Origin of the sequence: Streptomyces sp. NPDC001852 (genome assembly GCF_042891825.1) — a bacterium.
GTDB lineage: Bacteria > Actinomycetota > Actinomycetes > Streptomycetales > Streptomycetaceae > Streptomyces.
Genome location: NZ_JBIATN010000012.1, coordinates 248,093 through 272,234, shown reverse-complemented (window position 1 = coordinate 272,234; position 24,142 = coordinate 248,093). Strand labels below are relative to the sequence as shown.

Genomic DNA, 24,142 nt, shown 5'->3' with positions numbered 1-24,142 from the left:
CCCCTCCCGCGAACGAACCCCTCCGTCGAATGACGGGGGTATGGCCCCGGTGGGCGGCCTCGAATCCCCTCGCTGTCGTGTTCAGAGCAATATTTGAGCTTCAGGCCCGGGTCGGCCACCGCTCGGGGCTGCGGCCCAACAGGCGCAGTGCCTCCTCCAGCGGGCCGGAGCCCTCGGGCACCTCCAGCGCCGGGGCGAAGGCGAAGCCGGGGCCGCGACGGGCGGGGTCGGCCGGTACCCGGCGGGCCACGGCGCGGGCGGCGACGAGGACGTGCTCGGGGAAGTCCACCTCGGTTCCGAGGGTGGCGGCGACGTCCCAGGCATGGACGACGTGGTCGACGAAGTGGAAGCTGATCGCCCGGTCGCCCGGGAATTCGCCGCCCAGCTCCGGCAGCGCGAACTCCCGTCCGGGCACGCCGGGTTCGGCAAAGGCCGACAGGACCGAGGCCGCGGCCGAGCGGTGGACCCGGCCCGGATCGCTCATGTCCGCCGGCTCCCGCCAGTACTCCGGCTCCCGCCCCGCGCCGCGCGCCGCGGCGGCGAATCCGACGTGCTGTGCGGTCATGTGTGCGACGAGCTGCCGCAGGGTCCAGCCCGTGCAGGGGGTGTCCCGCCTCCAGTCCGCGGCCGTGGCGAGGTTCACCACGCGCACGGCCTCCTGGACGGCGATCCGGTCGAGTTCGACGAAGTCCGCTCCGGTTCCGGTCATGGCCCGAGCATAAAACAAAGCGAACGGACGTGCTTATTTTTTCGGAGGCGTGACCTGTCTCCGACGCAGGCCCTGTGTCAGGGGAACGGGGGGAGCGGGACCCCGTCCACCGCCGCACCGCGCAGCCGTTGCGCGATGGCCACCCGTGCCCTGCGGTACGCGGTCTCCTCGTCGTGCAGCACCGACAGGGCGTTCGCCGTCTCCAGCAACGCCACCAGCTCGAAGGCGAGTTGCGCACTATCGGTGCCGGGGCGCAGCTCGCCCGCCGTACGGGCCTCCTCGACGGTGCGCTCGACATGGGCCGACCAGTCGCGCTGCGCACGGACCACGGCGTCGTGCACGGGCCCCGTCCGCGCGTCGAACTCGGCCGTGGCGCCGTAGAAGAAGCAGCCGCCCGGGAAGACCCGGCTGCGCGAGTACTCCAGGAACAGCTCGCACAGCCGCCACACCCGGCCCACGCCGGGCGGGGCCTCGGCCGCGGGCCGCAGCACCCGCTCGGTGTAGATCCGCGCCGCCTCCCGCACGGTGGCCAGCTGCAGTTCCTGCTTGGAGCCGAACAGCGCGAACACCCCGCTCTTGCTCAGCTCCAGCTCGGCGGCGAGCCGGCCGACGGTGAGCGCCTCCAGGCCCTCGACCGAGGCGATGTCCACCGTGCGGCGCAGCACCAGGCGGCGGGTGCGGTTGCCCCGTTCCACCCGCCCGTCGACCCGTGTCATCGGCCCTCCCGGCGCAGCGCCGGGTGGTCGGCGACGATCGTGCAACTGCCCGGCGCGATCTCCGTGAAGCCGGCGTCCCGGACGACCGGCAGCCCGCTGCCGGTCAGCCGTGCCCAGTCGGCGGGGTCGGCCGTACGCACGGCAAGCGCGTAGCCCGCGTCCCGCCAGGCCCGGCGCTCCGCGTCGGACAGCGCCCACCAGGCCAGCTGGACACCGTGCCCGGCCTGCGCCATCGCCTTCCCGGCCGACATCTCCAGCTCGGGGTTCAGCCACAGCACCGGCTGGGCCGGGTCGGCGGCTCCGGGCGGCTCCGGGTCGTCCAGCTCGGTGCCGGACACCTGGAGCTTGGCCAGGTCCTTGGGCCAGCCGTCGAGCGGGACCGGCGGGAAGACCCGTACCTCGGCGGACTTGCCGGTCACCGTGATCCCCGGCAGCGCCTCGGCCCGGCGCCACTCGGCGCCGCGGGCCCTCCGGACGACCTTGCGGATCCGCGCGTCCTCCCAGCTCCGCACCGCCTCGGCCCACTCGCCGTCCCCGTGCGCCCGCGCGTCCCCGAGCAGCTCCAGCACCGCCCGGGCGGCCGTCTCCAGCGCGTCGGTACGCGCGGGCGGCGCGCTCTTCTCGATCCGCGCGACGAGGGGCAGCACGAACTGGGGCGCCTCGTCACGCGGGGTGCGCTCAACCTGGAAGGGGCTGTCTCCGGGGGAGGCTGGAACATGGCTCACGCAGCCAACCCTAAGGGGCGCGGGGCAGTGCCCGTCCGGGGCTCCGACGCGTGGGGGCGAGCGGCCACAATGACCCCATGCAACGTGATCTACGGCTGGCAGGCGTGGGCCGCCGGTACGGCTTCCGCGGGCCCTGGGTGTTACGAGGTGTCGGCCTCACCGTCCCCCCGGCCACCCTCGTCCGCGTCGAGGGAGCGAACGGCACCGGAAAGTCCACCCTGCTCCGCCTCCTCGCCGGGCTCGACGCCCCCAGCGAGGGCCGTGTCACCGGCCGCCCCCGCACCGCGTACGTCCCCGAACGCTTCCCCTCCGCCCTCCCCTTCACCGCCCTCGGCTACCTCACCCACCTCGGCACGGTGCACGGCCTGAGCCGTCGGACGGCACAACGCGCCGCGGGCACCTGGCTGGAGCGCTTCGGCGCCGGGGCGTACGCCGGTACGCCCATGGCCCAGCTGTCGAAGGGCAGCAGCCAGAAGGTGGCCGTCGCGCAGGCCCTGCTCGGCGAGCCGGAGCTGCTGGTGCTGGACGAGGCCTGGACCGGCCTGGACGCGGCGGCACGGGCCGAGCTGGAGCGGGCGGTGGCCGAGCGGACCGCCGCCGGGGGCGCCGTGGTCTTCGTGGACCACGACCCGCGCCGGCTGGCCGGGGTACCGGACGCGACGTACACGGTGCTCGACGGCGGCCTCAAGCGCCGTACGGACAGCGGGAGTTCACCGGCCGGGCCGCTCACCGTGGTCACCGTGCGCGGGCCGGCCGGCGGGCAGTTGCCGCCCGACGCGGCCCGCACGGCCGCCTCCGCCGAGGAGACCGCTCCCGGCCGCTACCGCCTCGCCGTCCCCGCCTCCCACTCCGACGTCGTCCTGCGCACCCTGCTCACGGCCCGCCCGCCCTGGCACGTCGTGAGCGTCACACCGCCCCCGGACGATCCCGTACCGAACCCCGGAAGCCGCCCATGACCGCACTCCTGCGCTACCAGGCCGACCTGCTGGTGCGCTCCCAGCGCTGGCTGCCGCCGGTGATCATGTACGCCGCGTTCCTCGGGATCGGTGTGCAGAGCGGCCAGCCCGTCCTCGACTCGCTCGGCTACACGGCTGCCGGTCTGCTTCCGGTGGCCGCCTGGCTGGTGCGGATCTGCGTCACCGGCGAGCCGGACGCGGCCCGCGCCTGTGTCGCCGCCGCCCGCGGCCCCGCCCGGGCGCACCTCGCCGGTCTGCTCACGGCGCTGCTGGCGTCGGTGGTGCTCGGGGTGGTGGCGACCGTGGTGGTGACGCTGATCAGTGATCCGGCGAGCAACGGCCACCAGGTCCGCGTGCCCCTGCTGCGGGCGGGCGCGGCCGGGCTGCCGGCCACGCTCACCTGCGCACTGCTCGGCGCGGCCGTGGGTGCGCTCACCAACCGGCCGCTGCTGGGCTCCACCGGCCGCGCGGTGCCCGCGATGCTGCTGGGCGCGCTGCTCGCGGTGGTCCTCACCGGTTCCCCGGCGCAGGCCGCGGTCAGCGGCCTCGTCGCCGGTTCGCAGACCGGCCGGGCGCCACTGCCGCTGCTGCCACTCGCACCGGGGACAGAGCGTGATGCCCTTGTACGACTCCGGGTACTCCGTCGGCTCCCGGCACAGGACGCACTCCGCACAGGGCGGCCCGTCCGCCTCGGGCGGTTTCACCGATTCGACGACCGTGCAGTAGTCCTCGTCGCTCATTCCTCCAGCCCAGGACGGCTCACCGATGGCCGGCCGTCTCGCCGATCAGCTCGGAGACCTTCACGAACCGGTAACCGCGCCCCCGCAGCTCCGGTACGACCGCGCGGACGACCCGCTCGGTGGTCGGGGCGGCGCTGCGGGTGCAGTGCATGACGACCACCGAGCCGGGTTTCACGCCGTCCAGCACCTGCCTGGTCACCGCGTCGGCGTCGGTGGCGAACGCGTCGCCGCTCACCACGTCCCACTGCACCGCCGTCACCCCGAGCCCGCTCAGCGCGCGCAGCGCCCGCTGGTCGTAACAGCCGCCGGGGAAGCGGAAGTACGGCAGCGCGTGCGGCACGCCCGCCCTGTGCAGGGCGGCGTACGCCCGCTCCACGTCCGAGCGCATCCTGCCCGGCTGGACGGTCGGCAGGCCGTAGCAGTCGCCGGTGAACGCGTAGTGGCTGTAGGAGTGGTTGGCGACCTCGAACTGCGGGTCGTGGCCGAGACTGCGCGCCTCGGTCGGGTACTCGTCGGCCCAGCGGCCGGTCATGAAGATCGTCGCCGGCACCTTCAGCGTGCGCAGGGTGCCGATGAGATCCGGGTTGTCGAAGTGTTCGCCGGCCGCGGCGCGGGGCCCCTGGTCGGCGGTCATGTCGGCGTCGAAGGTCAGCGCGACCGTCTTGCCCAGGGTGCGCGGACCGTGCTGGAAGACCGGGGTCAGGCCGCCGGGACCCGGGGCCAGCACGGGCGGACGCGAGGCGGACGGGGAGGCGGAGACGGGGGACTTGACGGGGGTCTGACGGGCACCGCCCGTGGAACCCGCGCCACCACAGGCGGCGAGTGCCGCGCCCAGGACACAGACGGCGGTGATACGGCGTACTCGTGGGGTCACCGTACGAACGTAGAACTGGATGTCTGCTTGTATGGCGATATGCCTGCATGGCGCGGCGCTGCGGTCACCCGCGCGGCGGGCCCCGGGGTCTCCGGGCCCAGGCCCCTCAGATCTGGCGCTGCTCCAGCGGGCGTACCGCCGGGCCCTGGACGACCCTGCCGTCGACGTCGAAGCGTGAGCCGTGGCAGGGGCACTCCCAGGCGCGTTCGGCCCGGTTGAAGGCGACCAGACAGCCGAGGTGGGTGCAGCGGGCCGAGAGTGCGTGCAGGGCGCCCTCCTCGTCCCGGTGCACCGCGAGCCGCCCGCCGTCCGCCCGGACCACCGCCCCGTCGCCGGGTGCGAGGCCGTCCACCGAGGCCGGCGGTTTCAGCCGGTCGCCGACGAAGTGCCGGGCCACCTCCGCCTGGGTCCTCAGCAGCGACGGTGCCTCGCGCACCACGGACTTCAGCCGCCGCGGGTCGTACAGCTCGTGCCAGGCGCAGTCCCGCCCGGTGATCAGCGCGGTCAGCAGCAGCCCGGCCATGATGCCGCCGCTCAGTCCCCAGCCGCCGAAACCCGTGGCGACCCAGGTGTGCCGGGCGCCCGGGTGGAAGGGGCCGACCAGCGGCACCGTGTCGGTGGAGTCGTTGTCCTGGGTGGCCCAGGCGTGCTCCAGGCTCACCCCCGGGAAGTGCTCCTCGGCCCAGGCGGCGAGGCCGTCGATGCCGGCCCGCACATCGCCGGTTCCGGGCGTGAAGTGCTCCCCGGTGACGACCAGCAGCCGTCGCCCGTCCGTGCCGTACGGCGCGGTACGCACCGAGCGGGTGTTCTCCTCGGGCGTGATGTACATGCCCTCCGGATCGAGGCCCTCGCCCAGCGGGCCCGCGACGACGAGCTCGCGGCGCGGGGAGAGCCGGGCGAAGAGCAACGCCCGGTCGAACACCGGGTAGTGGGTGGCGATCACGACGTCCCGGGCGGTGACCGTGTGGCCCCCCTCGGTCGTCAGGCGGCAGGGCTCTCCGCCCTCCTGCAGCCCGACGACCCGTGTGTGCTCGTGGACCCGACCGCCGTGCGCCACGAGATCGTCGGTGATCGCCCGCAGGTACCTGACCGGGTGGAACTGCGCCTGCCCGGTCACCCGGACCGCGCCCGCCACCGGGAACGGCAGCCCCGTCTCCGTCGTGAACGCGGCCGGCAGCCCCGCCTCCCGCGCCGCCGTCGCCTCCGCCCGCACCTCGTCCACGCGCGCGCGGTCCCGCACATACGTGTAGGCGTCCCGCGCCTCCCACTCGCAGTCGATGCCCAGCTCGGCCACCAGCGCCGCCGCGTGCTCGATCGCCTCCGACTGCGAACGGGCGTACAGCCGCGCCCCCTGCAGGCCTCGGGTGCGCCGCAGCCGGTCGTAGACGAGGGTGTGCTGGGCGGTCAGCTTGGCCGTGGTGCAACCGGTGACCCCCGCCGCCACCCGCCCGGCCTCCAGCACCGCCACCCCCAGCCCGGCACGGGCCAGTTCGTGCGCGGTGCTCAGCCCGGCGATGCCCGCGCCGACGACGGCCACCTCCACGTCCAGGTCCTCGCTCAGTGCGGGACGGGAGGGCCCCGGTGCGGTGCGGAGCCAGTACGAGCCGGTGACGTGCCGCTGCTTGTGCATGGCCGCCGGGTACCCGCCCGGCGCGCCGCTCACCGTGCCGGTGCGACGCCGTGGCGCCGGGTGGTACACGGGCGCGGCGGCCTCACGCGCGCGTGCGGTTTCGCCAGGGTCCATGCCCCGTGCGCGCGTGAGGCCGCCACACCTTCCATGCCGGCGGTGGGTGCACAGACCGGCCCACCGGAAGACCGGCCTGTCACCGTTGCCGCCGTCATGGGGTCCGAACCGGCCTGTTACCTGCCGGCGCTGTTGTTGCAGCCCATGGTCGAGCCGATGTGGGTGCCCTGGGCACCCGGGTCGCCCTCGCCGTTGAGCGCGTTGCCCAGCAGGCCGTTGAGGATGCCGACCTCGCCCAGGACGTCGAGATTCAGGTCGTGGTCCTTGCAGTTGGTGCTCTGCAGGACCTTGCCCTCGTCGTCGTGTCCTCCGCCGGCGTAGGCGGTGCCGGCGGGCAGGAGGCTCACGCTGCCGAGCGCCGCGAGCAGGACGGCGGCCTTGCGAAGTCTGCGCATGTCATCTCCATGGGTGTGAGTGTGGATGCGGTGCGTAATGGTTCGACCGCTTACAGTCATGGAGATTAGTGTGAAAATATCGCATACTGGGCAACGACGCGCCGGTTTCAGCCGTCCTTCAGCAGCCGCTCCCGGCACTCGGCCAGGTCGAAGTCGCCTTTCGGGTACCGCGGGTCCAGCTCCTCCAGGTGCTCCAGCAACAGGCGGCTGATCGCCCAGTTCCGGTACCACTTGCGGTCCGCCGGGATCAGGTACCAGGGCGCGTACGGCGCCGCGCAGCGCTCCAGGGCCAGCTGGTACGTCTCCTGGTAGGCGGGCCACAGCGCGCGCTCGTCGATGTCGCCGGGATCGAACTTCCAGTGCTTGTCCGGCCGTTCCAGGCGGCGCAGCAGCCGGCGCCGCTGCTCGTCGCGGGAGATGTGCAGGAAGCACTTGACCAGGGTCACCCCGTCCTCGGCGAGGGACCGCTCGAAGTCGTTGACGAGGCCGTAGCGGCTGCCGATCTCGGCGGGCCGGGCCAGATGCCGGACGCGGGCGATGAGGACGTCCTCGTAGTGCGAGCGGTCGAAGATGCCGATCTCGCCCGGCCGGGGCAGGGCCGGACGCACCCGCCACAGGAAGTCGTGCCGCCGCTCCTCCTCGGTGGGCGCCTTGAACGCCTGGATCCGGCAGCCCGCCGGGTTGAGCTGGCCGATGACGTGCTTGACCGTGCCGCCCTTGCCGCTGGTGTCCATGCCCTGGAGCACCAGCAGCAGCCGCCGCCGGTCCCCCGCCGTACTCGCGGCCCACAGCCGCTCCTGCAGCTCGGCCAGCCGCTCTCCCGTACGCGCGGTGTCCTCCAGCGTCACCCCCTTCCCGCCGGGGGCACCGGGCGTGGCCCGGGTGTCGTACGCGGCCAGGTCGACGGGTTCCCCGGGCGGCAGTCGCAGCGCCTCCCGGAGGTCCTGGTCCCTCGTCTTCGCCACGGCCACCCCTTCCCGCACTAGCTGCGGCCGTATCGGCCCGTCAACGTGCCCACAGCAACCGTGTGCCCGGAAAGCGCCCGCAGCAGATCCGCCCGCGAGGCTCCCACGGCGAGCGACAGCCGCCGGTCCACGGCGTACACCGTGAGGACGTAGTGGTGCGGCCGGTCGCCGCGCGGCGGGCAGGGACCGCCGTACCCCGTCTTCCCGAAGCCGTTGCGGCCCTCGCTCGCGCCCCGCGGATGCTCCCCGGCGGACAGCTGCCGGGTGTGCGGATCGACGTCCCACACCAGCCAGTGCGCGAAAGTGCCGTGCGACGCATCGGCATCCCGCAGGACGAAGGCCAGGGAGGCCGTGTGCGCGGGTGCGGCGCCCAGGGCGAGCGGGGGCGAGACGTCGGCACCGTCGCACGTGTGCCGTCGCGGGATCGTGCCGCCCTCGGCGTAGGCACTGCTGGTGACGGTCAGCCTGCCCGTGGCGGTGGCGGTGGCGGTGGCGGTGGCGGTGGCGGTGGGGGAGGGGGAGGCGGCCGGTCCGCCGCCGCCCCCGCAGCCCGCCACCACGGTCATCGCGGCCGTCGCGGCCGTCGCGGCCACGGTGATCAGCCGGCTCCTGTGCATGTCCGGCACGCTAGCCCGAGCGGAGCTCCCCGTCACCGTCCGGCGCGGCCTGTTGGCTGCCCCGCTCCAGGAAGCGCAGCAGCTCCACCGGGATGGGCAGGACCAGTGTGGAGTTCTTCTCGGCGGACACCGCCATCACCGTCTGCAGCAGCCGCAGCTGGAGGGCGGCGGGGGTGTCGGCCATCTGCTGGGCGGCCTCCGCCAGCTTCTTGGAGGCCTGGTACTCGGCGTCCGCGTTGATGATCCGGGCCCGGCGCTCCCGGTCGGCCTCGGCCTGGCGGGCCATCGACCGCTTCATCGTGTCCGGCAGCGAGACGTCCTTGATCTCCACCCGGTCGACCTGGACGCCCCAGCCGACGGCCGGGCTGTCGATCATCAGCTCGAGACCCTGGTTGAGCTTCTCGCGGTTGGAGAGCAGGTCGTCCAGGTCGCTCTTGCCGATGATCGACCTGAGCGACGTCTGGGCCATCTGGGACACCGCGAACTTGTAGTCCTCGACCTTCACCAGCGCGCTCACCGCGTCGACCACCTTGAAGTAGACGACCGCGTCCACGCGGACGGTGACGTTGTCGCGGGTGATGCCCTCCTGGGCGGGGACCGGCAGCGTCACGATCTGCATGTTGACCTTCTGCAGCCGGTCCACGACGGGGATGATCAGGTTGAACCCCGGCGCTCGTACGTCACCCGCGACGCGCCCGAGGCGGAAGAGCACGCCCCGTTCGTACTGCTTGACCACCCGGGCCGCCATCGCCAGGTACACCAGTCCGGCGCACCCCGCCCCGGCGATCGCTCCCAACAGCTCCTGGACCATGGTGACCTCCTCACCGAGAGGTCTGTTGTTTGTCCGCTGCTGTAACGATATGCCACTTCCCGGCCGACCGGGCCGGGGCGGGGTCCGCCGCCTCGCCGCCCTCAGCCCGCCGGCACCGTCAGTCTCACCGGCTCCGTCCCCACCGCGCTGTGCCGCTCCGCCCAGTTCTCCAGGGCCGTACGGCAGGCGTGGTCCAAGTGGTGCAGGCCGGACAGGTCCAGGCGGACCTGTCGGTCCTGGGGCAGCGACTCCAGGCTGTCCAGGATCTTCGGCAGCCGCAGGAAGGTCGCATTGCCCGTCAGGTGGGCGTCGACCGGACCCGCGCCCTTGTCGACGACCTCCAGCTTGACGTGCGAGGCCTGCCAGGCCGTCTTCACCACCGCCATCGCCAGGCCGATCAGCACGCCCTCGAACATGCTGACCGCCACGATCGACACCGCGGTCACCGCCAGGATCAGCGCCTCGCCCCGGTGCTCGCGCCACAGCACGGCCAGCGCCCGGACCGGGACCAGCTTGGCGCCCGAGTGGATCAGGATGCCCGCGAGGGCCGGGATCGGGAGGTACCCGAGCACGCCCGGCAGCAGCGCGGCGAACAGCAGCAGCCACACGCCGTGCAGGACGCGGGAGGCCTTGGTACGGGCGCCCGCCTGGACGTTGGCCGCGCTGCGCACGATCACCGCCGTCATCGGCAGCGCGCCCAGCAGCCCGCAGATCGTGTTGCCCGCGCCCTGGGCGAGAAGCTCCTTGTCGTACTCGGTGCGCGGCCCGGAGTGCAGCCGGTCCACGGCCGCCGCGCTGAACAGCGACTCGGCGGACGCGATCAGCGTGAAGGCGACGACCGTGCCGAGCAGCCCGACGCCCGCCACCTCGCCGAAGGCGCTCAGCGGCGGGGGCTGGACCGAGCCCAGCAGGCCCCGCACCTCGACCGTGGCCACCGGCAGGTCCAGCGCGAACACGGCCACCGTGGCGAGGCCGACCGCGGCCAGCGGGCCGGGCAGTGCCCGCGCCTTCGCCGGGACGCGCTTCCACAGCAGCAGTGCCGCGATCGTGCCCGCGCACACCGCGAACGAGGCCAGTGCCGCTCCGTCGCCCAGGGCGTCCAGGAACGCCCCGGGCAGCCCGGCGATCTTGCCCAGGCCGGAGTCGGGGGCCTTGGCGGCCAGCGCCGGGTACAACTGCCCGGCGACGAGCACCAGTCCGATCCCGGCCAGCATGCCCTCGACGACGGAGACCGAGATGGCGCGGAACCAGCGGCCCAGCCTCAGCAGGCCCATCGCCACCTGGAGGAGTCCGGAGGCGAGCACGATCACGCCGAGCGCCGGCAGCCCGAACTCCTTGACCGCCTCGAAGACGAGCACGGTCAGGCCGGCCGCCGGACCCGACACCTGCAGGCTGCTGCCGCGCATCAGCCCGGTGACGAGGCCGCCCACGATGCCGGTGACCAGGCCGAGTTCGGCCGGGACCCCGGAGGCGACGGCCACGCCCACGCACAGCGGCAGCGCGACCAGGAAGACGACGAGCGAGGCGGCGAAGTCCCGCCGCAGGTACGGGAAACGGGATATGAGGGTGTCCTTGCTGGTCATCGGCGCGCTCACAGGGACTCGAAGGTGTCGGTCTGCGGGCGGTGCGCCCGTACGGCGCCGGTGTGCACCTCGTAGTACCAGGCGTGCAGGCGGAGTCGACCCTCCGTCAGCCGCCGCTCGACGCACGGGTACGAGCGCAGGCGCAGCAGCTGGGTCAGGACGTGGGCCTGCACGCCCGCGGCGACCTCCGGGTCCTCGGCCCGGCCGGCCGGGCGCGGGGTGGCGTGCGCGAGCCAGTCGCGCACGGCGGGTACGGCGGTCAGGTCGTCGCCGCGCACCAGCGCGCCGACGGCTCCGCAGTGCGAGTGACCGCAGACCACGATGTCACGGACGCCGAGCACCTCAACGGCGTACTCGATGGTGGCGGCCTCGCTGGTGGGGTGCTGCGAGGTGTGGGGCGGGACGATGTTGCCCGCGGTGCGCAGCTCGAAGAGCTCGCCGGGGCGGGCGCCCGTGATCAGGGCCGGCACGACCCGGGAGTCGGAGCAGGTGATGAACAGGACCTGCGGAGACTGGCCTTCGGCGAGCCTGGCGAACTCCTCAGGGCGCTGTCCGAAGGTACGGGCGTTGTCGATGAGGGGCTGCATGTGTGTGGGTTCCTCCTGGCGCGCCTGCGCGGGCGCGTCGGACTTGAACAAGGGGTGTGGGGGAAAGCCGAGCGCCTGTCAGCAGCGGAAGACCTGAAGGGCTGCCGGGGTACGGGCTCTGGAGGCTCTGGGGGCCGGGCCGTGTGCGGTGCCGGACGGGTGCGAGGGCCGGCACCGGTTGCCCGGCCGGGTATGAGCGGGTGCTCCCGCGTACCGCGGGAGGCGGAGCCTCGGACCACGTCCGCTCCGTCGGGCTCCGGCTGTTCGGAAGGAGCAGTTCCGGCCTCGGCCTTGGCCGTGGCTTCACTGAGAGTGTGCGCGGGTGCGAAGGTTTCCCCGGGTGCGAAGCACAGCAGGGCGAGCAGGGTGACGGCAAGGGAGGCGAGCGCGGTCCGGACTGCCGTACCTCGGAACATGCGCCCCCCTTCCCGGAAGTTCACGTCTCTCGCCCGAACCAAGCACTGGTCAATGGTTGGTCAAGAAACAGATTAACCCTGCAAAGTCATTTGCAGGGTTAACAGCGCGTTACGCGCGCAAGAGAGCGTGAAAAGTGCGGGTCGCGTGGCTGAAAGTGGTCGCTCTGGACGAGAACTGGTGGCTCGGGGCGAGGACTAGTGGTTCGGGACGAGTCCCTTCGCGTCGCGGGCGAGCGCGGTGAGCCGGGATATCGCGCGGAAGTACTTCTTGCGGTAGCCGCCGTTCAGCATCTCCTCGCTGAACAGCCTGTCGAACGGCAGCCCCGAGGCCAGGACCGGGACCTCACGGTCGTAGAGGCGGTCCGCGAGCACCACGAGCCGCAGCGCCGTCGACTGGTCCGGCACCGGCGCCACATCGGTGAGGCACACCGCCTTCACCCCGTCGGTCAGCGCGCCGTAGCGGCTCGGGTGCACCTTGGCCAGGTGCTCCAGCAGTTGAGGGAAGTCGTCCAGCGAGGCACCCTCGGTGGCGTAGGCCGCCTTCGTCACCTCTTCGTCGGTGAAGGGTGCCGGCGCCTCGGGCAGGCCGCGGTGGCGGTAGTCCTCGCCGTCGATGCGCAGGGCGCGGAAGTGGGCCGAGAGGCCCTGGATCTCGCGCAGGAAGTCGGCGGCGGCGAACCGGCCCTCGCCCAGCTTGCCCGGCAGCGTGTTGGAGGTGGCGGCGAGCGCCACGCCCGCCTCGACCAGCTTGCCGAGCAGGGTCGACACCAGGACCGTGTCGCCCGGGTCGTCCAGTTCGAACTCGTCGATGCACAGCAGGCGGTGGCCGGAGAGGGTCTGCACGGTCTGCTGGAAGCCGAGGGCGCCGACCAGGTTCGTCAGCTCCACGAAGGTGCCGAAGGCCTTGAGCGCGGGCTCGGCGGGGGTGGCGTGCCACAGGGAGGCGAGCAGGTGGGTCTTGCCGACGCCGTAGCCGCCGTCCAGATAGACCCCGCGCGGGCCGGCCGGGGCCTTGGGCGCCCTGGCCCTGCCGAAGCCGAAGAGGCCGCGCCTGCCGGCGCCCGAGGCGTGCGCCCCGCCGAGGCCGCCCGCGAAGCCCTCGAGGACCCGCACGGCCTCGCTCTGGCTGGGCTGGTTCGGGTCCGGTATGTACGTCGAGAAGCGGACCGAGTCGAAGCGTGGGGGCGGGACCATCTCGGCGACCAGCCGGTCCGCGGGGACGTGCGGCTCGCGGGTGCACAGGGACAGGGGGGCCGCGTCGGTCAGAGGGCTGGATCCGGGGGCGGTGGTGGAGGACGACACGGTTATCCATGCTAAGCGCCGTGTCACACTGCACGACATGCGACGCCTGTTCCCTGTGACCGACGAAACAGCAGCCCAGGCCTCCGGCGGGACGGCCGAGAGTGAGGGGATGAGGGGGGTTGCCGGGGCGCGGGTGGTGCATGCGCCCGGTGGTGCCGGCGGACACGCCGAGCACGACGCCCACGTCGACCGGGAGTGGAGCCTCGCCGAGCTGGCCGCCGCCTACGCCTACCCGGAGCCGCCGGGCTCCCCTCGGCCCTGGCTGCGGGCCAACATGGTCTCCACGCTCGACGGCGCCGCCCAGCACGAGGGGCGCTCCCAGCCCATCTCCAGCGCCGCCGACATGCGGATCTTCGGCACCCTGCGGGCGCTCGCGGACGTGATCGTGGTGGGAGCGGAAACGGTACGCCAGGAGGGGTACCGCCCCGCACGCGCGCGTGCCGAGTTCACCGAGGCCCGTCAGGCCGCCGGACAGGGCCCGGCCCCGGCGATCGCGGTCGTCACCGCGAGCCTGGACCTGGACTTCTCGCTCCCGCTGTTCACCTCGCCCCTGGTGCCCACGCTGGTCCTGACCGGATCCGCGGCCGCCCCCGACCGCGTCGCCGCCGCCGAGAAGGCCGGCGCCACGGTGGTGGTCGCCGGTGAGGGCGGCGGCATCGACCCCGCCCGGGCGGTGGCTGCCCTGGCTGCCCTCGGCCACACCCGGCTGCTCACCGAGGGTGGTCCCCGGCTGCTCGGCCAGCTGGTGGCCGCGGAGGTGCTGGACGAGCTGTGCCTGACCCTCTCGCCCATGCTCACCGCGGGCGACGCGCAGCGCATCGCCGGGGGGCCGACGGTCGCCGTGCCGCACCGGTTCGAACTCGCGTCCCTCCTGGAGGACGCCGGATTTCTGTTCGGTCGCTACCGGCGGTCCTGAAACGGATCGACGGCCCTGAAATGGATCGACGGCCCTGAAATCGTCGGAATGTGCCGTTCCGTTTAGCTTGCGGAGGGCAGACTTGGGTACCGGCAGAACTCGTGCGATCACGGGGCAGGATGGTTTCCGCAGGGGCCTGGTCAGGGCCCACGGAGGAGAAGAGGCGTTCGGTGTTCACCAGCGTTCTGATGATCGAGAAGGCTTTGACGGCCGCCGACGTGGAGTTCGTCACCACCTTGCACGGAGACGAGCCGGTCGCATTCCACGTGCTCCTCCAGCCCCGCGGCGACCAGGCCGACCGTCTGCTGCGGGCCATCGACGACATCGCGCTCGGCGAACTCGACGAGGCGGTCCGCGAACACGAGACGCCCGAGGGGGAGGACGCCAGGAGCGTCGGGCAGCAGGCCCTGGACGTCTCGGTGCAGGCGCTGCGGGCGGCCGGGAGCCGGGCGGAGGGGCAGATGGTGGAGGACCATCCGCTGGACGCGCTGAAGTCCCTTGTCGCCGAGGTGGACGCCGACGAGGTGATCGTGCTCACCGATCCGCACTACGTGGAGGAGTTCTTCCACCGGGACTGGGCTTCCCGGGCGCGGCACAGGGTGGGCGTGCCGGTGCTGAAGCTGTTCTCGCACAGCAAGGCGTAGGCGCTCCGCTGCTCGGCCGACGAGCGCCGCCGGGGGTGCGGTGCGTTGTGCGGAGCGCGTGCGGGTCGGTGCCCTTGCCCCTCACTGCAAGGAGCCCGGTGCTTCAGCGCATAGGCTAGGGCCCGCTCTCGTACGTACCGTCTCTGGGGAGAACCACATGGCACCCGGCCTTCCTACCGCCATGGACCGACCGCACTTCATCGGCATCGGCGGCGCCGGGATGTCGGGGATCGCCAAGATCCTCGCGCAGCGCGGGGCCAAGGTGGCCGGCAGCGACGCCAAGGAGTCGGCGACCGCCGAGGCGCTGCGGGCGCTCGGTGCGACCGTGCACATCGGGCACGCCGCCGAGCACCTCGCCGACGACGCGAGCTGTGTCGTCGTCTCCTCGGCGATCCGCAAGGACAACCCCGAACTGGCCCGCGCGGCCGAACTGGGCATCCCGGTGGTGCACCGCTCCGACGCCCTCGCCGCGCTGATGGAGGGGCTGCGCCCGATCGCCGTGGCCGGTACCCACGGCAAGACGACGACCACCTCGATGCTGGCCGTCTCCCTCACCGAGCTGGGCCTGGAGCCGTCGTACGCCATCGGCGGCGACCTGGACGCGCCCGGCTCCAACGCGCTGCACGGCGAGGGCGACATCTTCGTCGCCGAGGCCGACGAATCGGACCGCAGCTTCCACAAGTACGCCCCCGAGGTCGCCATCGTCCTCAACGTCGAGCTGGACCACCACGCCAACTACGCCTCGATGGACGAGATCTACGAGTCCTTCGAGACCTTCGCCGGGAAGATCGTCCCCGGCGGCACCCTGGTGATCTCCGCCGACCACGAGGGCGCGCGGGAACTCACCCGGCGGCTGGCGGGGACCGTGCGGACGGTGACGTACGGTGAGGCCGAGGACGCCGACGTCCGCGTGCTGTCGATCGTCCCGCAGGGACTGAAGAGCCGGGTCACCGTGGTCCTGGACGGGCAGGAGCTGACCTTCGCCGTCTCCGTGCCCGGCCGCCACTACGCCCTCAACGCCGTCGCCGCGCTCACCGCCGGTGCCGCCCTCGGCATCCCGGCCGCCCGGCTCGCGCCCGCCCTCGCCGCCTACACCGGCGTCAAGCGGCGCCTGCAGCTCAAGGGCGAGGCCGCCGGGGTGCAGGTCATCGACTCCTACGCCCACCACCCCACCGAGATGACCGCCGACCTGGAGGCGATGCGCGCCGCCGCCGGCGACTCCCGCATCCTCGTCGTCTTCCAGCCGCACCTGTTCTCCCGCACCCAGGAACTGGGCAAGGAGATGGGCCAGGCCCTGGCCCTCGCCGACGCCTCGGTGGTCCTGGACATCTACCCGGCCCGCGAGGACCCGATCCCCGGCGTGACCAGTGACCTCATCATCGAGGCCGCACGAACCGCCGGCGCCGACGTCACCGCCGTGCACGACAAGGCGGAGATCCCGGCGGTCGTCGCGGGAATGGCGAAGCCCGGCGATCTCGTTCTCACCATGGGCGCGGGCGACGTGACCGACCTGGGCCCGCTGATCCTGGACCGCCTGTCGCAGTAAAGGGGCTGACGCTCATGTCGTACGACGTCGAGAAGCCGGACGAGCAGTGGCGCGCGGAGCTGACGCCGGCCGAGTACGCCGTGCTGCGGCAGGCCGGCACCGAGCCGGCCTTCACCGGTGAGTACACCGACACCAAGACCAAGGGCGTCTACTCCTGCCGGGCCTGCGGCGCCGACCTGTTCACCTCCGACACGAAGTTCGCGTCGCACTGCGGCTGGCCGTCCTTCTACGACCCGAAGGACACCGACGCGGTGGAACTGGTCGAGGACCGCTCCCACGGCATGGTCCGCACCGAGGTGCGGTGCGCGAGGTGCGGCTCCCATCTCGGGCACGTGTTCGAGGGGGAGGGTTACCCGACGCCCACGGACCAGCGGTACTGCATCAACTCGATCTCGTTGCGGTTGGTGCCGGACGACCGGTCCTAGTCCCACTCCCATGTGATGCCCAGGACGCCCGGTCGTATCTGCTGCTCCACGAGGTGGACCGAGCCATGGGCGTTCAGCGTGAGATCGGCGACCGCCTCGCGAGGGGCGGTCGCCGAGGAGCGGGCGAAGCGGCGGCAGTGGACGGGCAGGGCGGCGCGGTCGAAGCCGACCTGGAGGACGTACTGGCCGCCGCCGTAGGTGAAGCCGCGAACGTACTCATGGCTGGGTGCGCCGGTTCCGTCCTCGAAGCGGTACCCCAGGACGGCGGTCTCCCCGGCCCTCAACCGCCCGTCGAGGAGCAGCTCGACCACGATCACCCCCGAAGCGCCGTGGCGCCGGATCCGCCCGGCCCGGCAGTTGCCGAGACCGCGTACCCGTACCCGTTCCGTGTCGCAGCCGGGGTCGCCGTGATGGATGGCGAGATAGCGGTCGACGCCATCGCGGTGGGCCCGTACCACATGGTGTGAGTCGCGGGCGGCGAGCTCTCGACGGGCACCGATGTGAACGTGCTCGTAGTGGATCACGGTGTGCAGCCCGCCGTCCGCCGGTGCCGCCAGACTCGCGAGCAGCGATTCCAGCGCGGCGGCGGGTTCGAGGAGGGTGCGGTACGGGCGGGCCGGGGGACGGTCGCCGGTGGCACGTGGGCCTATCAGGCGGGTGAGGGCGTGCGGGGGGAGCTCCAGGACCTCCTCGAGCGCCGTGACGGCGCGTAGCGACTCGGGCCGCTCGGGCCGCCGTACCCCGCGCTGCCAGTAGCTGAGGCTGGTCACACCGACCTGTATGCCGCGCTGGGCGAGCCGGTGCTGCACGCGGTGCAGGGCCAGCCCGCGTGCGGCAAGCGCGGCCCGGAGCGCGGCGGAGAACGGGCCGGTGCGCAGGGCTTCGGCGAGTTCGGCCTCCGGGGCGGGGCGGCGGGACGAGGGGGGTGGGTCACCGGGGTGCGGGGTGGCACGGCGATCGGTGCTGCGTGCTGTCATCGGGTCCCCTCCCTCCCCCTCGTCACGGTTTCCGCGGTCCTGCAAGAGGACCCCCTCTGATTGTTCAGCTGTGAACGTTCACTTCCCCGTCCTGGAACGGGGCGCTGGTTGCGCTGCCAACTGCTGGTACCTGCCGTGGCGTTCACAACCGTACGGGTGGCGTTCACTTCGCCGCCAGCCCTGTGGACAACGTCGTTGACCAGGACCCGACAAGAGATCGATGCTGCTGTCGCAGCGTCCGGACGCGCTCCTCCAACCCCCACCCCGACTGGGAGGAACGCCATGTCCACCACCACCCGCGGCCGCAGACGGCCGGCGTCAGCGGTCCTCGCCGCCGTCGCCGCCCTGACGGCCGTCCTCGTGCCGGCGGCCACCGCTCACGCGGCTCCGGTCTCCCTTCCGCCCGCCGTGTCCCGCGTCGCCGCCCACCCCGCCGTTCCCGCCGCCAAGCGCCTCGGCATCACCATGCAGGCGCAGCAGAACAGCAACTGGTGCTGGGCGGCGAGCGGCAACACCATCGCGTCGTGGTTCGGGCGCGACTACACCCAGAACCAGTTCTGCGACGCCGCCTTCGGCCGGCCCCAGGGCAGCGCCTGCGGCAACTGGCAGGCGGCGCTGGACGACGTGCAGAACGCCCTCGACTGGATGGGCATCAACCCCGGCAGGTACGTGAGCGGTTATCTGCGCTACGGCACCGTGCAGAAGGAGATCGACTCCGACCGCCCCGTCGAGACGCGCATCGAGTGGAACTCGGGAGGCGGGCACATGCACGTGCTGTACGGCTACGACACCTCCGGCCACCTGGTCTACTGGGGCGACCCGTGGCCCTCCAACTACCGCTACAACTGGGGGGATTACGACTACTACGTGAGCAACGACTCGTTCACGTGGACCCATTCGCTCTACGGGATCGGAGCGTGACCCCATGACCCCGGTCCGCACGTCACCGGAGCGCAGCACACCGAACCGGCCCGCGCCCGCCGGCCGCGAGCCCCGCCGCAAGAGGGCGGCGGTCGCGGTGCTCGCCGTCACCGCGATCCTCGGCCTCGCTCCCGCCACCGCCCACGCGGCCGCCGCCGACGGCTTCCCCGCGCCCTTCACCGCCGCCGACACCGCTCGGGCGCGCGAGGCGGCGTCCAGCCCGGCCACCCTCCTCACCCTCTCGCGCTTCTTCGCCCGTGACGGCGCGATCGCGCAGAGCGCGGCCCGGCCGCACCTGGTCGGGCCGTCGGTGACCGTCTACTCCCTGGACCCGGGGTTCGTCGCCGGACGCCCGGGCGCCCCCGTCGCCGACCCGCAGTTCGTCGCGAGCAAGGCGGTCTCCGTGGACGGCCGGGTCGCCTCGGTGTGGACCGTACGGACGGCCCGGGGGTGGAAGGTCGTCGACATCGCGACCGGCGGTGACGAGACCGACTACGTCAGCCGGGCGCACGGCCTCGGAACCGTCTTCCGGGAGCCGCAGGCCGACGCCTGGTACGTGCTGCGCGACGGCCGTGTGCTGCCGCTCGACCCCGACGCGCGGCACGCCGTGGGGAACGGCGGCGTGACCCTGGCCGCCTACCAGCGCCTGGTCCACGCGAGATACGGCGACAAGCTCCCGGGATCCGCCTACGACCGGGCGGGCGAGGGCGGCGGTTACGGCGGTACGGCCGCGCCTCCGCGCGCGTCCGCCGCACCCGGGGCCGCCGTCGGCGCGGCCGTCATCACGGGTGCCGCCGCCACGGCCGTCGTCGCGTTGCTCGGCGCCTGCTTCGGCGTCCGCCGCATGCGGCGGACGCGCCGCGTCGGCTGAGCCTCCGGCCCCGCGCCCGGGAAGCGTGCCGGTGGGCCCGGACGACGGTGGTGTCGATGTCGGGGTCCCAGGTGATCAACCGGGAACCGTATGCCATCGATCGGCTGTCGCCGGGCCCGTGCCGGCACGCATCGAGGACCGTCTTCGAGGAGGAGGAACATCCGGCCCCGACCGACCAGCGGTACTGCAACGACTCCCTCTCACGTCGGCTGACGCCCGCCGAGGCCCGCCCCTCCCGATCCGCTCTTCGGCGGTCCGAATCTGGGAATCTGGCAAAAGAGATCCCCGGCATGGCCCGCCCGGTCGAAGATGAACGTCATCGGACACCGGAGCGCGGCTCATGGCCTGTCCTGGGTCTGCCGAGGGTAGTGGGACGGATGAGGTTGGTGCCCCATTCGCTCCGGTTTGAGATTCTGTGAGGGTGTTGGGTGTGGCGCGCTGGATACAGTCCCGTCGCAGGTCTGTGCCCGCCGACAGCGGCCGCCACCGCGAGGACGAGGGCGGGCAGGAGGCGACGGCGACGTCCGCGCGGGCCGGGGACTCCGCGGCTGTCGCGGGCTCCGCGGAGGGGGCGGGGAGCGAGTCGGCCGCCGATGCCATGGCGGCCGGCGACACGCGGCTGGGCGCGCTGCGGGAGGCGCTGGCCGGGATAGGCACGACCCTCGACGAGGGCACGACCTGCACGGAGCTGACCCGGCTCGCCGTACGGCTGGCCGGTGGCACGGCCGCCGTGGTGCGCCGGACCGGCCAGACCGTGTCCGGATACGAGTCGATCACCGGGGACGCCGGCGCGTTGCCCGACGCCCGGTGGGCCACCGCGGCGGCCCGCGACGCGGGGACACCGGCGCTCGGCGCACAGCGGGAGCCCTGGCTGGAGTACGCGGGCCCCTCCCGGACCCGGATCGCGCTGTGCGCGCCGCTGACCAGCGGCGGGGACGGGTACGGCGTCCTGGTCTGGGCCCGCTCCGGGCAACCGCTGCGCCGCGCGGAGGCCGAGCTGCTCAGCCTGCTCGCCGAGCGCGCCGCCTCCCACATCCGGCACGCGCGCGCCTACGCGAGCGTCAACCGCACCGCCGGCGACCTGCAGCGCGCCCTGCTCTCCGAGCCCGGTCGCCCGCACCCCAACCTCGACGTCGCCATCCGCTATCTTCCGGCCGGTGGCGGCGTCCTGGTCGGCGGCGACTGGTGCGAGACCGTACGGCTGCACTTCGGGCGGACCCTCCTGGTCGTCGGCGACGTCATGGGGCACGGCCTGGAGGCCGCCGTCGACATGAGCGTCTACCGCTCCTCGCTGCGCTACATCGCCTCCGCCGACCTGCCCCCGCACCGGGTGCTGCGGCAGATGGACGACATCGCCTCACGGGAGCCGGACCTCAGGCCCGCCACGTGTCTGCTCGCCCGCGTCGACCCGGGGCGCCGCCAGGTCACGCTGGCCAGCGCGGGGCATCTGCCGCCCGCACGCATCACCTCCGGCGGTGAGACATCGATCGTGCCCGTCCCCGTCGGACCGCCGCTGGGCACCGGGCTGGGTGGCTATGAGTCCGCCACGCACCCGCTGGGCGCGGGGGAGACGCTGGTGCTGTTCACCGACGGGCTGGTGGAGCGGCGGGGGGAGGACATCGACCGGTCCCTGGAGCGGCTGTCCGCGGTGCGCTTTCCCGGTGGGGGCGGGCTGGAGGACGTGCTGGACACCATCCTCGGGCGGCTGGACGTGCGGCATGCGGAGGACGACGTCGCCGCGCTCGCCTGCCGGCCGCACAGCCGACAGGGGCCTTCGGCCGACGCGGTCTCGCCGTAGGGGCGTGCGTCCGTATCGATGTGCGGCACTCCGCCGCGTGGGCGCGATGTCCACGACCGGCGGTCGTACGTTCTCCGCCTGCCCTGCCCTGCCCTGCCCTGCCCTGCCCTGCTTTGCTTTGCCCTGCTCTGCGCATCCCTGTGCATCCTGCGCCACCCGTCCGGCCCCGTCCGAGCTGCCGGTCCCCACCGGCCACATCGATACTCGAGGGGAAGTCGTCCGACAGTAAGAACGACAGCGTTGCCGGGCGAAGTTGGTCATCCAGGACCCGATCAAGGAGCCGCGTCCGTGACGACCCTCCAGACCCGTCCCGCGCCCCCCACCGCGATCCGCCCCCGGGCCGTGGCCCGCACCGGGCTGTACATCCTGCTGGCCGTCAACGCGGCCGTTGTGGCCCGGTTCTTCGTCCAGGCCGGATTCGCCTCGAACCCGCTGATCGTGCTGGGTCGCCTCGCCGGCCTGTGCGGCGCCCTCCTCATGGCCTTCCAACTGCTGCTGGTGGCCCGGCTGCCCTGGCTGGACCGCCGGATCGGCATGGACCGGCTGACCTCCTGGCACCGCCGCACCGGCTTCGGGATCCTGTGGACCCTGCTCACGCACGCGGTGTTCATCACCTTCGGCTACGCCCAGGCGTCCTCGATGGATCCGGTGAACCAGCTCGTGAACCTCGCCGAAACCGTCGAGGGCGTGCTGCGCGCCGTCGTCGCGCTCGCACTGATCGTCGTGGTCGGCGCCGTCTCCGCCCGCTGGGCACGCCGCCGACTCGCCTACGAGACCTGGCACTTCATCCACCTGTACACCTACGCCGCCGTGGTCCTCGCCTTCACCCACCAGGTCGCGGCCGGTACGACCTTCACCTCCTCGCCCGCCGCGAGGACGTACTGGACCGCGCTGTGGGGCTTCGCCCTCGGCTCGGTCCTCCTGGGCCGGCTGGCGCTGCCGCTGTGGCGGAACCTGCGGCACCGGCTGCGGGTCTCGGCGGTCGTGCCCGAGTCCGACGACGTCGTCTCCGTCTACGTCACCGGCCGCGCCCTGGACCGGCTGCCCGCCCGGGCCGGCCAGTTCTTCCTCTGGCGGTTCCTCACCCGGGACCGCTGGTGGCAGGCCCACCCGTTCTCCCTGTCCGCCGCCCCCGACGGCCGTACCCTGCGCCTCACCGCCAAGGCGGTCGGCGACGGCAGCGCCGCCCTGCGGCACCTCAAGCCCGGCACCCGCGTCTTCGCCGAGGGCCCCTACGGCGCCTTCACCACCCTGCACCGCACCCGCCCGGAGTCCGTGCTGATCGCCGGCGGCGTCGGCGTGACGCCCATCCGGGCGCTGCTGGAGGACCTTCAGGGCCACGCCGTGGTCATCTACCGGGTGTCCACCGACCGCGACGCCGTTCTCTACGACGAGCTGTGCGACCTCGCCCTCACCAAGGGCGCCGAGCTGCACCTGGTGACCGGACCGGTCGCCCCCGACAAGCTCGCCCCGGATGAACTGGCGCGACTCGTCCCCGACATCGGGGAACGGGACGTCTTCCTGTGCGGGCCGCCCGGCATGATGACCGCCGTGCTGCGCAGCCTGGCCGACCTGGGCGTGCCCAAGCGGCAGATCCACTTCGAGCGTTTCAGCCTCGCGGGCTGAGAGAGGACGTCCGACCGTGAAGCGAGCCATTCCCGTCTTCGTCCTCACCGTCGCCGGCCTGATACCGGTGTGGCGTTACCATCCCTCGGCCGGGACCGTCGAGACCGCACAGCCCGCGGTGCCGCCAACCCCCGTGCCGTCCGCCGCCTCGTCCCCCTCGTCCGCCGCGTCCCGTTCGCCCTCCTCGCCGGCCGAGAAGGTCGTCCAGGGCACCGCGGTGAGCACCACGAAGGGCGTCTTCCAGGTGGAGGTGACCTTCCGGGGCGACCGGATCGCCTCGGTGCGGATGCTCCAGGCGCCCCACCATCCGCAGACCCGGTGGGCCGTACCGGAGCTGGTCGCGGAGACGCTCAAGGCGCAGAGCGCCCACATCGACTCGGTGTCCGGGGCCACGATCACGAGCCAGGGATACCGGGAGTCGCTCCAGGCCGCGATCGACGCCAGGGGAGCGTGAGGTGCGGCGTGTCGAGCACGTCATGGGGTTCCCCGTCTCGCTGCGGATCGACGACGGCGAGGGCGACCTCGGCACGGCCGCGGACCGGGTCTTCGCCTGGCTGCGCCAAGTGGACGCCCGTTTCAGCCCGTTCAGACCCGGGAGCGAGGTGTCCCGGTACGGGCGCCGGGAGTTGGCGGACGACGAGCTGAGCGCAGATTTGAAGGAGGTGCTCGGCCTGTGCGAGCGGTACCGGGCCGAGACCGGCGGTGCCTTCGACGCGCGGCTGCCCGGCCGGGGCCTCGATCCCTGTGCGGTGGTCAAGGGCTGGTCGGTGCAGCGGGCGGCCGGGCTGCTGGCGGCGGCCGGGGCGCGGCGGTTCTGCCTCAACGCCGGCGGTGACGTGGTGGTCTCCGGCGGGCCGTGGCGGGTCGGGATCCGGCACCCGGAACAGGCCGACCGGGTCTGTGCCGTGCTGGCGGTCACCGACGCGGCCGTGGCCACCTCCGGGCGGTACGAGCGCGGGGACCACATCCTCGACGGCCGCACGGGACGCCCCGCCACGGGCCTGCTCAGCCTCACCGTGGTCGCCCCGACGCTGACCGAGGCGGACGCCACCGCCACGGCCGCCTTCGCGCTGGGCGCCGACGGACCGGCCTGGGCCGCCGCCCGCCCGGGGTGCGAGGTGTTCGCGGTGGACACCGCACGGCGCGTGGTCCGCACCCCGGGCCTGCCGGTGGCGGCCGGCTGACCGGCATCCGCCCCCGCTCCCGGCGTACGGCAGCTCCACCCGGCGCTCGTCCGACAGAACGCTGAAACACTCGCGGTCTAGACTCTCCCCGCAA

The 24,142-nt window shown here is 73.1% G+C and carries 24 protein-coding genes and 1 pseudogene; 12 read left to right on the top strand and 13 right to left on the bottom strand.

Annotated elements, in window-relative coordinates; genetic code table 11:
- Positions 1-100 precede the first annotated feature (100 nt).
- The 3 genes from ACFYZB_RS22660 to ACFYZB_RS22650 form a co-directional block, all read right to left on the bottom strand.
- Positions 101-709 (bottom strand): TIGR03086 family metal-binding protein, encoded by a 609-nt coding sequence (locus tag ACFYZB_RS22660; RefSeq protein ID WP_388761409.1) that lies wholly within the window; start codon positions 707-709, stop codon positions 101-103.
- A gap of 77 nt (positions 710-786) precedes the next feature.
- A complete protein-coding gene (locus tag ACFYZB_RS22655; protein ID WP_388761407.1) occupies positions 787-1,425 on the bottom strand; it encodes a TetR/AcrR family transcriptional regulator in 639 nt (212 codons plus the stop codon).
- Complete coding sequence (locus tag ACFYZB_RS22650; RefSeq protein WP_388761404.1) at positions 1,422-2,150, bottom strand: peptidyl-tRNA hydrolase; 729 nt, start codon at positions 2,148-2,150, stop codon at positions 1,422-1,424. Before ACFYZB_RS22650 ends, ACFYZB_RS22655 begins: the two co-directional genes overlap by 4 nt.
- A gap of 77 nt (positions 2,151-2,227) precedes the next feature.
- Here ACFYZB_RS22650 and ACFYZB_RS22645 point away from each other — a divergent pair, with 77 nt between their 5' ends.
- Positions 2,228-3,106 carry an ATP-binding cassette domain-containing protein gene (locus ACFYZB_RS22645; protein ID WP_388761401.1) on the top strand — a complete coding sequence of 293 codons (879 nt, stop codon included), beginning with the start codon at positions 2,228-2,230 and terminating at the stop codon, positions 3,104-3,106.
- Positions 3,103-3,705, top strand: a pseudogene (locus tag ACFYZB_RS22640) (ABC transporter); the annotation flags it as partial. The gene ACFYZB_RS22645 and the pseudogene ACFYZB_RS22640, both read left to right, overlap by 4 nt.
- A 160-nt stretch (positions 3,706-3,865) precedes the next feature.
- On the opposite strand, the gene ACFYZB_RS22635 reads toward ACFYZB_RS22640, so the two are convergent.
- The 9 genes from ACFYZB_RS22635 to zapE all read right to left on the bottom strand — a co-directional run bounded on the left by ACFYZB_RS22635 (position 3,866) and on the right by zapE (position 13,140).
- On the bottom strand, positions 3,866-4,720 hold the full coding sequence (locus ACFYZB_RS22635; protein ID WP_388761398.1) for a polysaccharide deacetylase family protein: 855 nt from the start codon (positions 4,718-4,720) through the stop codon (positions 3,866-3,868).
- 106 nt (positions 4,721-4,826) lie between these two features.
- The gene (locus ACFYZB_RS22630) at positions 4,827-6,350 is read right to left on the bottom strand and encodes an FAD-dependent oxidoreductase (RefSeq protein WP_388761466.1); all 1,524 of its coding nucleotides are present in this window, start codon (positions 6,348-6,350) and stop codon (positions 4,827-4,829) included.
- A gap of 230 nt (positions 6,351-6,580) precedes the next feature.
- Entirely contained in the window at positions 6,581-6,859 is a 279-nt protein-coding gene (locus tag ACFYZB_RS22625) for a hypothetical protein (protein ID WP_351211143.1), read from the bottom strand.
- A gap of 107 nt (positions 6,860-6,966) precedes the next feature.
- Positions 6,967-7,824, bottom strand: a complete 858-nt coding sequence (locus ACFYZB_RS22620; protein ID WP_388761393.1) for a PPK2 family polyphosphate kinase — start codon at positions 7,822-7,824, stop codon at positions 6,967-6,969.
- Between the two features lie 17 nt (positions 7,825-7,841).
- Complete coding sequence (locus ACFYZB_RS22615) at positions 7,842-8,441, bottom strand: YbhB/YbcL family Raf kinase inhibitor-like protein (protein WP_388761390.1); 600 nt, start codon at positions 8,439-8,441, stop codon at positions 7,842-7,844.
- 10 nt (positions 8,442-8,451) lie between these two features.
- Complete coding sequence (locus ACFYZB_RS22610; RefSeq protein ID WP_351211149.1) at positions 8,452-9,252, bottom strand: slipin family protein; 801 nt, start codon at positions 9,250-9,252, stop codon at positions 8,452-8,454.
- 101 nt (positions 9,253-9,353) lie between these two features.
- Positions 9,354-10,835: a SulP family inorganic anion transporter gene (locus ACFYZB_RS22605; RefSeq protein WP_388761385.1), complete on the bottom strand. Its 1,482-nt coding sequence runs from the start codon at positions 10,833-10,835 to the stop codon at positions 9,354-9,356.
- Positions 10,836-10,843: 8 nt separating this feature from the next.
- A complete protein-coding gene (locus ACFYZB_RS22600; protein ID WP_351211153.1) occupies positions 10,844-11,422 on the bottom strand; it encodes a carbonic anhydrase in 579 nt (192 codons plus the stop codon).
- A gap of 611 nt (positions 11,423-12,033) precedes the next feature.
- Positions 12,034-13,140 (bottom strand): cell division protein ZapE, encoded by a 1,107-nt coding sequence (zapE, locus tag ACFYZB_RS22595; RefSeq protein WP_388761381.1) that lies wholly within the window; start codon positions 13,138-13,140, stop codon positions 12,034-12,036.
- A 37-nt stretch (positions 13,141-13,177) separates the two neighbouring features.
- Here zapE and ACFYZB_RS22590 point away from each other — a divergent pair, with 37 nt between their 5' ends.
- The 4 genes from ACFYZB_RS22590 (at position 13,178) to msrB (ending at position 16,671) form a co-directional block, all read left to right on the top strand.
- Positions 13,178-14,056, top strand: coding sequence for a pyrimidine reductase family protein (locus tag ACFYZB_RS22590; protein ID WP_388761378.1), 879 nt, complete (start codon positions 13,178-13,180; stop codon positions 14,054-14,056).
- 170 nt (positions 14,057-14,226) lie between these two features.
- Entirely contained in the window at positions 14,227-14,700 is a 474-nt protein-coding gene (locus tag ACFYZB_RS22585) for an indole-3-glycerol phosphate synthase (protein WP_351211161.1), read from the top strand.
- Positions 14,701-14,857: 157 nt separating this feature from the next.
- Positions 14,858-16,246, top strand: a complete 1,389-nt coding sequence (gene murC, locus ACFYZB_RS22580; protein WP_388761374.1) for a UDP-N-acetylmuramate--L-alanine ligase — start codon at positions 14,858-14,860, stop codon at positions 16,244-16,246.
- Positions 16,247-16,260: 14 nt separating this feature from the next.
- Positions 16,261-16,671 (top strand): peptide-methionine (R)-S-oxide reductase MsrB, encoded by a 411-nt coding sequence (msrB, locus tag ACFYZB_RS22575; protein ID WP_388761371.1) that lies wholly within the window; start codon positions 16,261-16,263, stop codon positions 16,669-16,671.
- Here the strand turns inward: msrB and ACFYZB_RS22570 are convergent.
- On the bottom strand, positions 16,668-17,648 hold the full coding sequence (locus ACFYZB_RS22570) for a hypothetical protein (RefSeq protein ID WP_388761368.1): 981 nt from the start codon (positions 17,646-17,648) through the stop codon (positions 16,668-16,670). The genes msrB and ACFYZB_RS22570 overlap by 4 nt on opposite strands.
- Before the next feature lie 282 nt (positions 17,649-17,930).
- Here ACFYZB_RS22570 and ACFYZB_RS22565 point away from each other — a divergent pair, with 282 nt between their 5' ends.
- The 6 genes from ACFYZB_RS22565 (at position 17,931) to ACFYZB_RS22540 (ending at position 24,048) form a co-directional block, all read left to right on the top strand.
- Positions 17,931-18,569 carry a papain-like cysteine protease family protein gene (locus ACFYZB_RS22565; protein ID WP_388761365.1) on the top strand — a complete coding sequence of 213 codons (639 nt, stop codon included), beginning with the start codon at positions 17,931-17,933 and terminating at the stop codon, positions 18,567-18,569.
- A 4-nt stretch (positions 18,570-18,573) separates the two neighbouring features.
- Positions 18,574-19,440 carry a hypothetical protein gene (locus tag ACFYZB_RS22560; protein ID WP_388761363.1) on the top strand — a complete coding sequence of 289 codons (867 nt, stop codon included), beginning with the start codon at positions 18,574-18,576 and terminating at the stop codon, positions 19,438-19,440.
- Between the two features lie 430 nt (positions 19,441-19,870).
- A complete protein-coding gene (locus ACFYZB_RS22555; protein ID WP_388761361.1) occupies positions 19,871-21,238 on the top strand; it encodes a PP2C family protein-serine/threonine phosphatase in 1,368 nt (455 codons plus the stop codon).
- 288 nt (positions 21,239-21,526) lie between these two features.
- Positions 21,527-22,864 (top strand): ferric reductase-like transmembrane domain-containing protein, encoded by a 1,338-nt coding sequence (locus tag ACFYZB_RS22550; RefSeq protein ID WP_388761358.1) that lies wholly within the window; start codon positions 21,527-21,529, stop codon positions 22,862-22,864.
- Between the two features lie 16 nt (positions 22,865-22,880).
- On the top strand, positions 22,881-23,318 hold the full coding sequence (locus tag ACFYZB_RS22545) for an FMN-binding protein (protein ID WP_388761355.1): 438 nt from the start codon (positions 22,881-22,883) through the stop codon (positions 23,316-23,318).
- 1 nt (position 23,319) lies between these two features.
- Positions 23,320-24,048, top strand: a complete 729-nt coding sequence (locus tag ACFYZB_RS22540; RefSeq protein WP_388761352.1) for an FAD:protein FMN transferase — start codon at positions 23,320-23,322, stop codon at positions 24,046-24,048.
- Positions 24,049-24,142 lie beyond the last annotated feature (94 nt).

Bases quoted from the DNA above. Each gene is read 5' to 3' on its own strand.
- ACFYZB_RS22660 (WP_388761409.1), bottom strand. From the start codon at position 709: ATGACCGGAACCGGAGCGGACTTCGTCGAACTCGACCGGATCGCCGTC.
- ACFYZB_RS22655 (WP_388761407.1), bottom strand. From the start codon at position 1,425: ATGACACGGGTCGACGGGCGGGTGGAACGGGGCAACCGCACCCGCCGC.
- ACFYZB_RS22645 (WP_388761401.1), top strand. From the start codon at position 2,228: ATGCAACGTGATCTACGGCTGGCAGGCGTGGGCCGCCGGTACGGCTTC.
- ACFYZB_RS22630 (WP_388761466.1), bottom strand. From the start codon at position 6,350: ATGCACAAGCAGCGGCACGTCACCGGCTCGTACTGGCTCCGCACCGCA.
- ACFYZB_RS22625 (WP_351211143.1), bottom strand. From the start codon at position 6,859: ATGCGCAGACTTCGCAAGGCCGCCGTCCTGCTCGCGGCGCTCGGCAGC.
- ACFYZB_RS22615 (WP_388761390.1), bottom strand. From the start codon at position 8,441: ATGCACAGGAGCCGGCTGATCACCGTGGCCGCGACGGCCGCGACGGCC.
- ACFYZB_RS22610 (WP_351211149.1), bottom strand. From the start codon at position 9,252: ATGGTCCAGGAGCTGTTGGGAGCGATCGCCGGGGCGGGGTGCGCCGGA.
- ACFYZB_RS22605 (WP_388761385.1), bottom strand. From the start codon at position 10,835: ATGACCAGCAAGGACACCCTCATATCCCGTTTCCCGTACCTGCGGCGG.
- ACFYZB_RS22600 (WP_351211153.1), bottom strand. From the start codon at position 11,422: ATGCAGCCCCTCATCGACAACGCCCGTACCTTCGGACAGCGCCCTGAG.
- ACFYZB_RS22590 (WP_388761378.1), top strand. From the start codon at position 13,178: ATGCGACGCCTGTTCCCTGTGACCGACGAAACAGCAGCCCAGGCCTCC.
- murC (WP_388761374.1), top strand. From the start codon at position 14,858: ATGGCACCCGGCCTTCCTACCGCCATGGACCGACCGCACTTCATCGGC.
- msrB (WP_388761371.1), top strand. From the start codon at position 16,261: ATGTCGTACGACGTCGAGAAGCCGGACGAGCAGTGGCGCGCGGAGCTG.
- ACFYZB_RS22570 (WP_388761368.1), bottom strand. From the start codon at position 17,648: ATGACAGCACGCAGCACCGATCGCCGTGCCACCCCGCACCCCGGTGAC.
- ACFYZB_RS22565 (WP_388761365.1), top strand. From the start codon at position 17,931: ATGTCCACCACCACCCGCGGCCGCAGACGGCCGGCGTCAGCGGTCCTC.
- ACFYZB_RS22560 (WP_388761363.1), top strand. From the start codon at position 18,574: ATGACCCCGGTCCGCACGTCACCGGAGCGCAGCACACCGAACCGGCCC.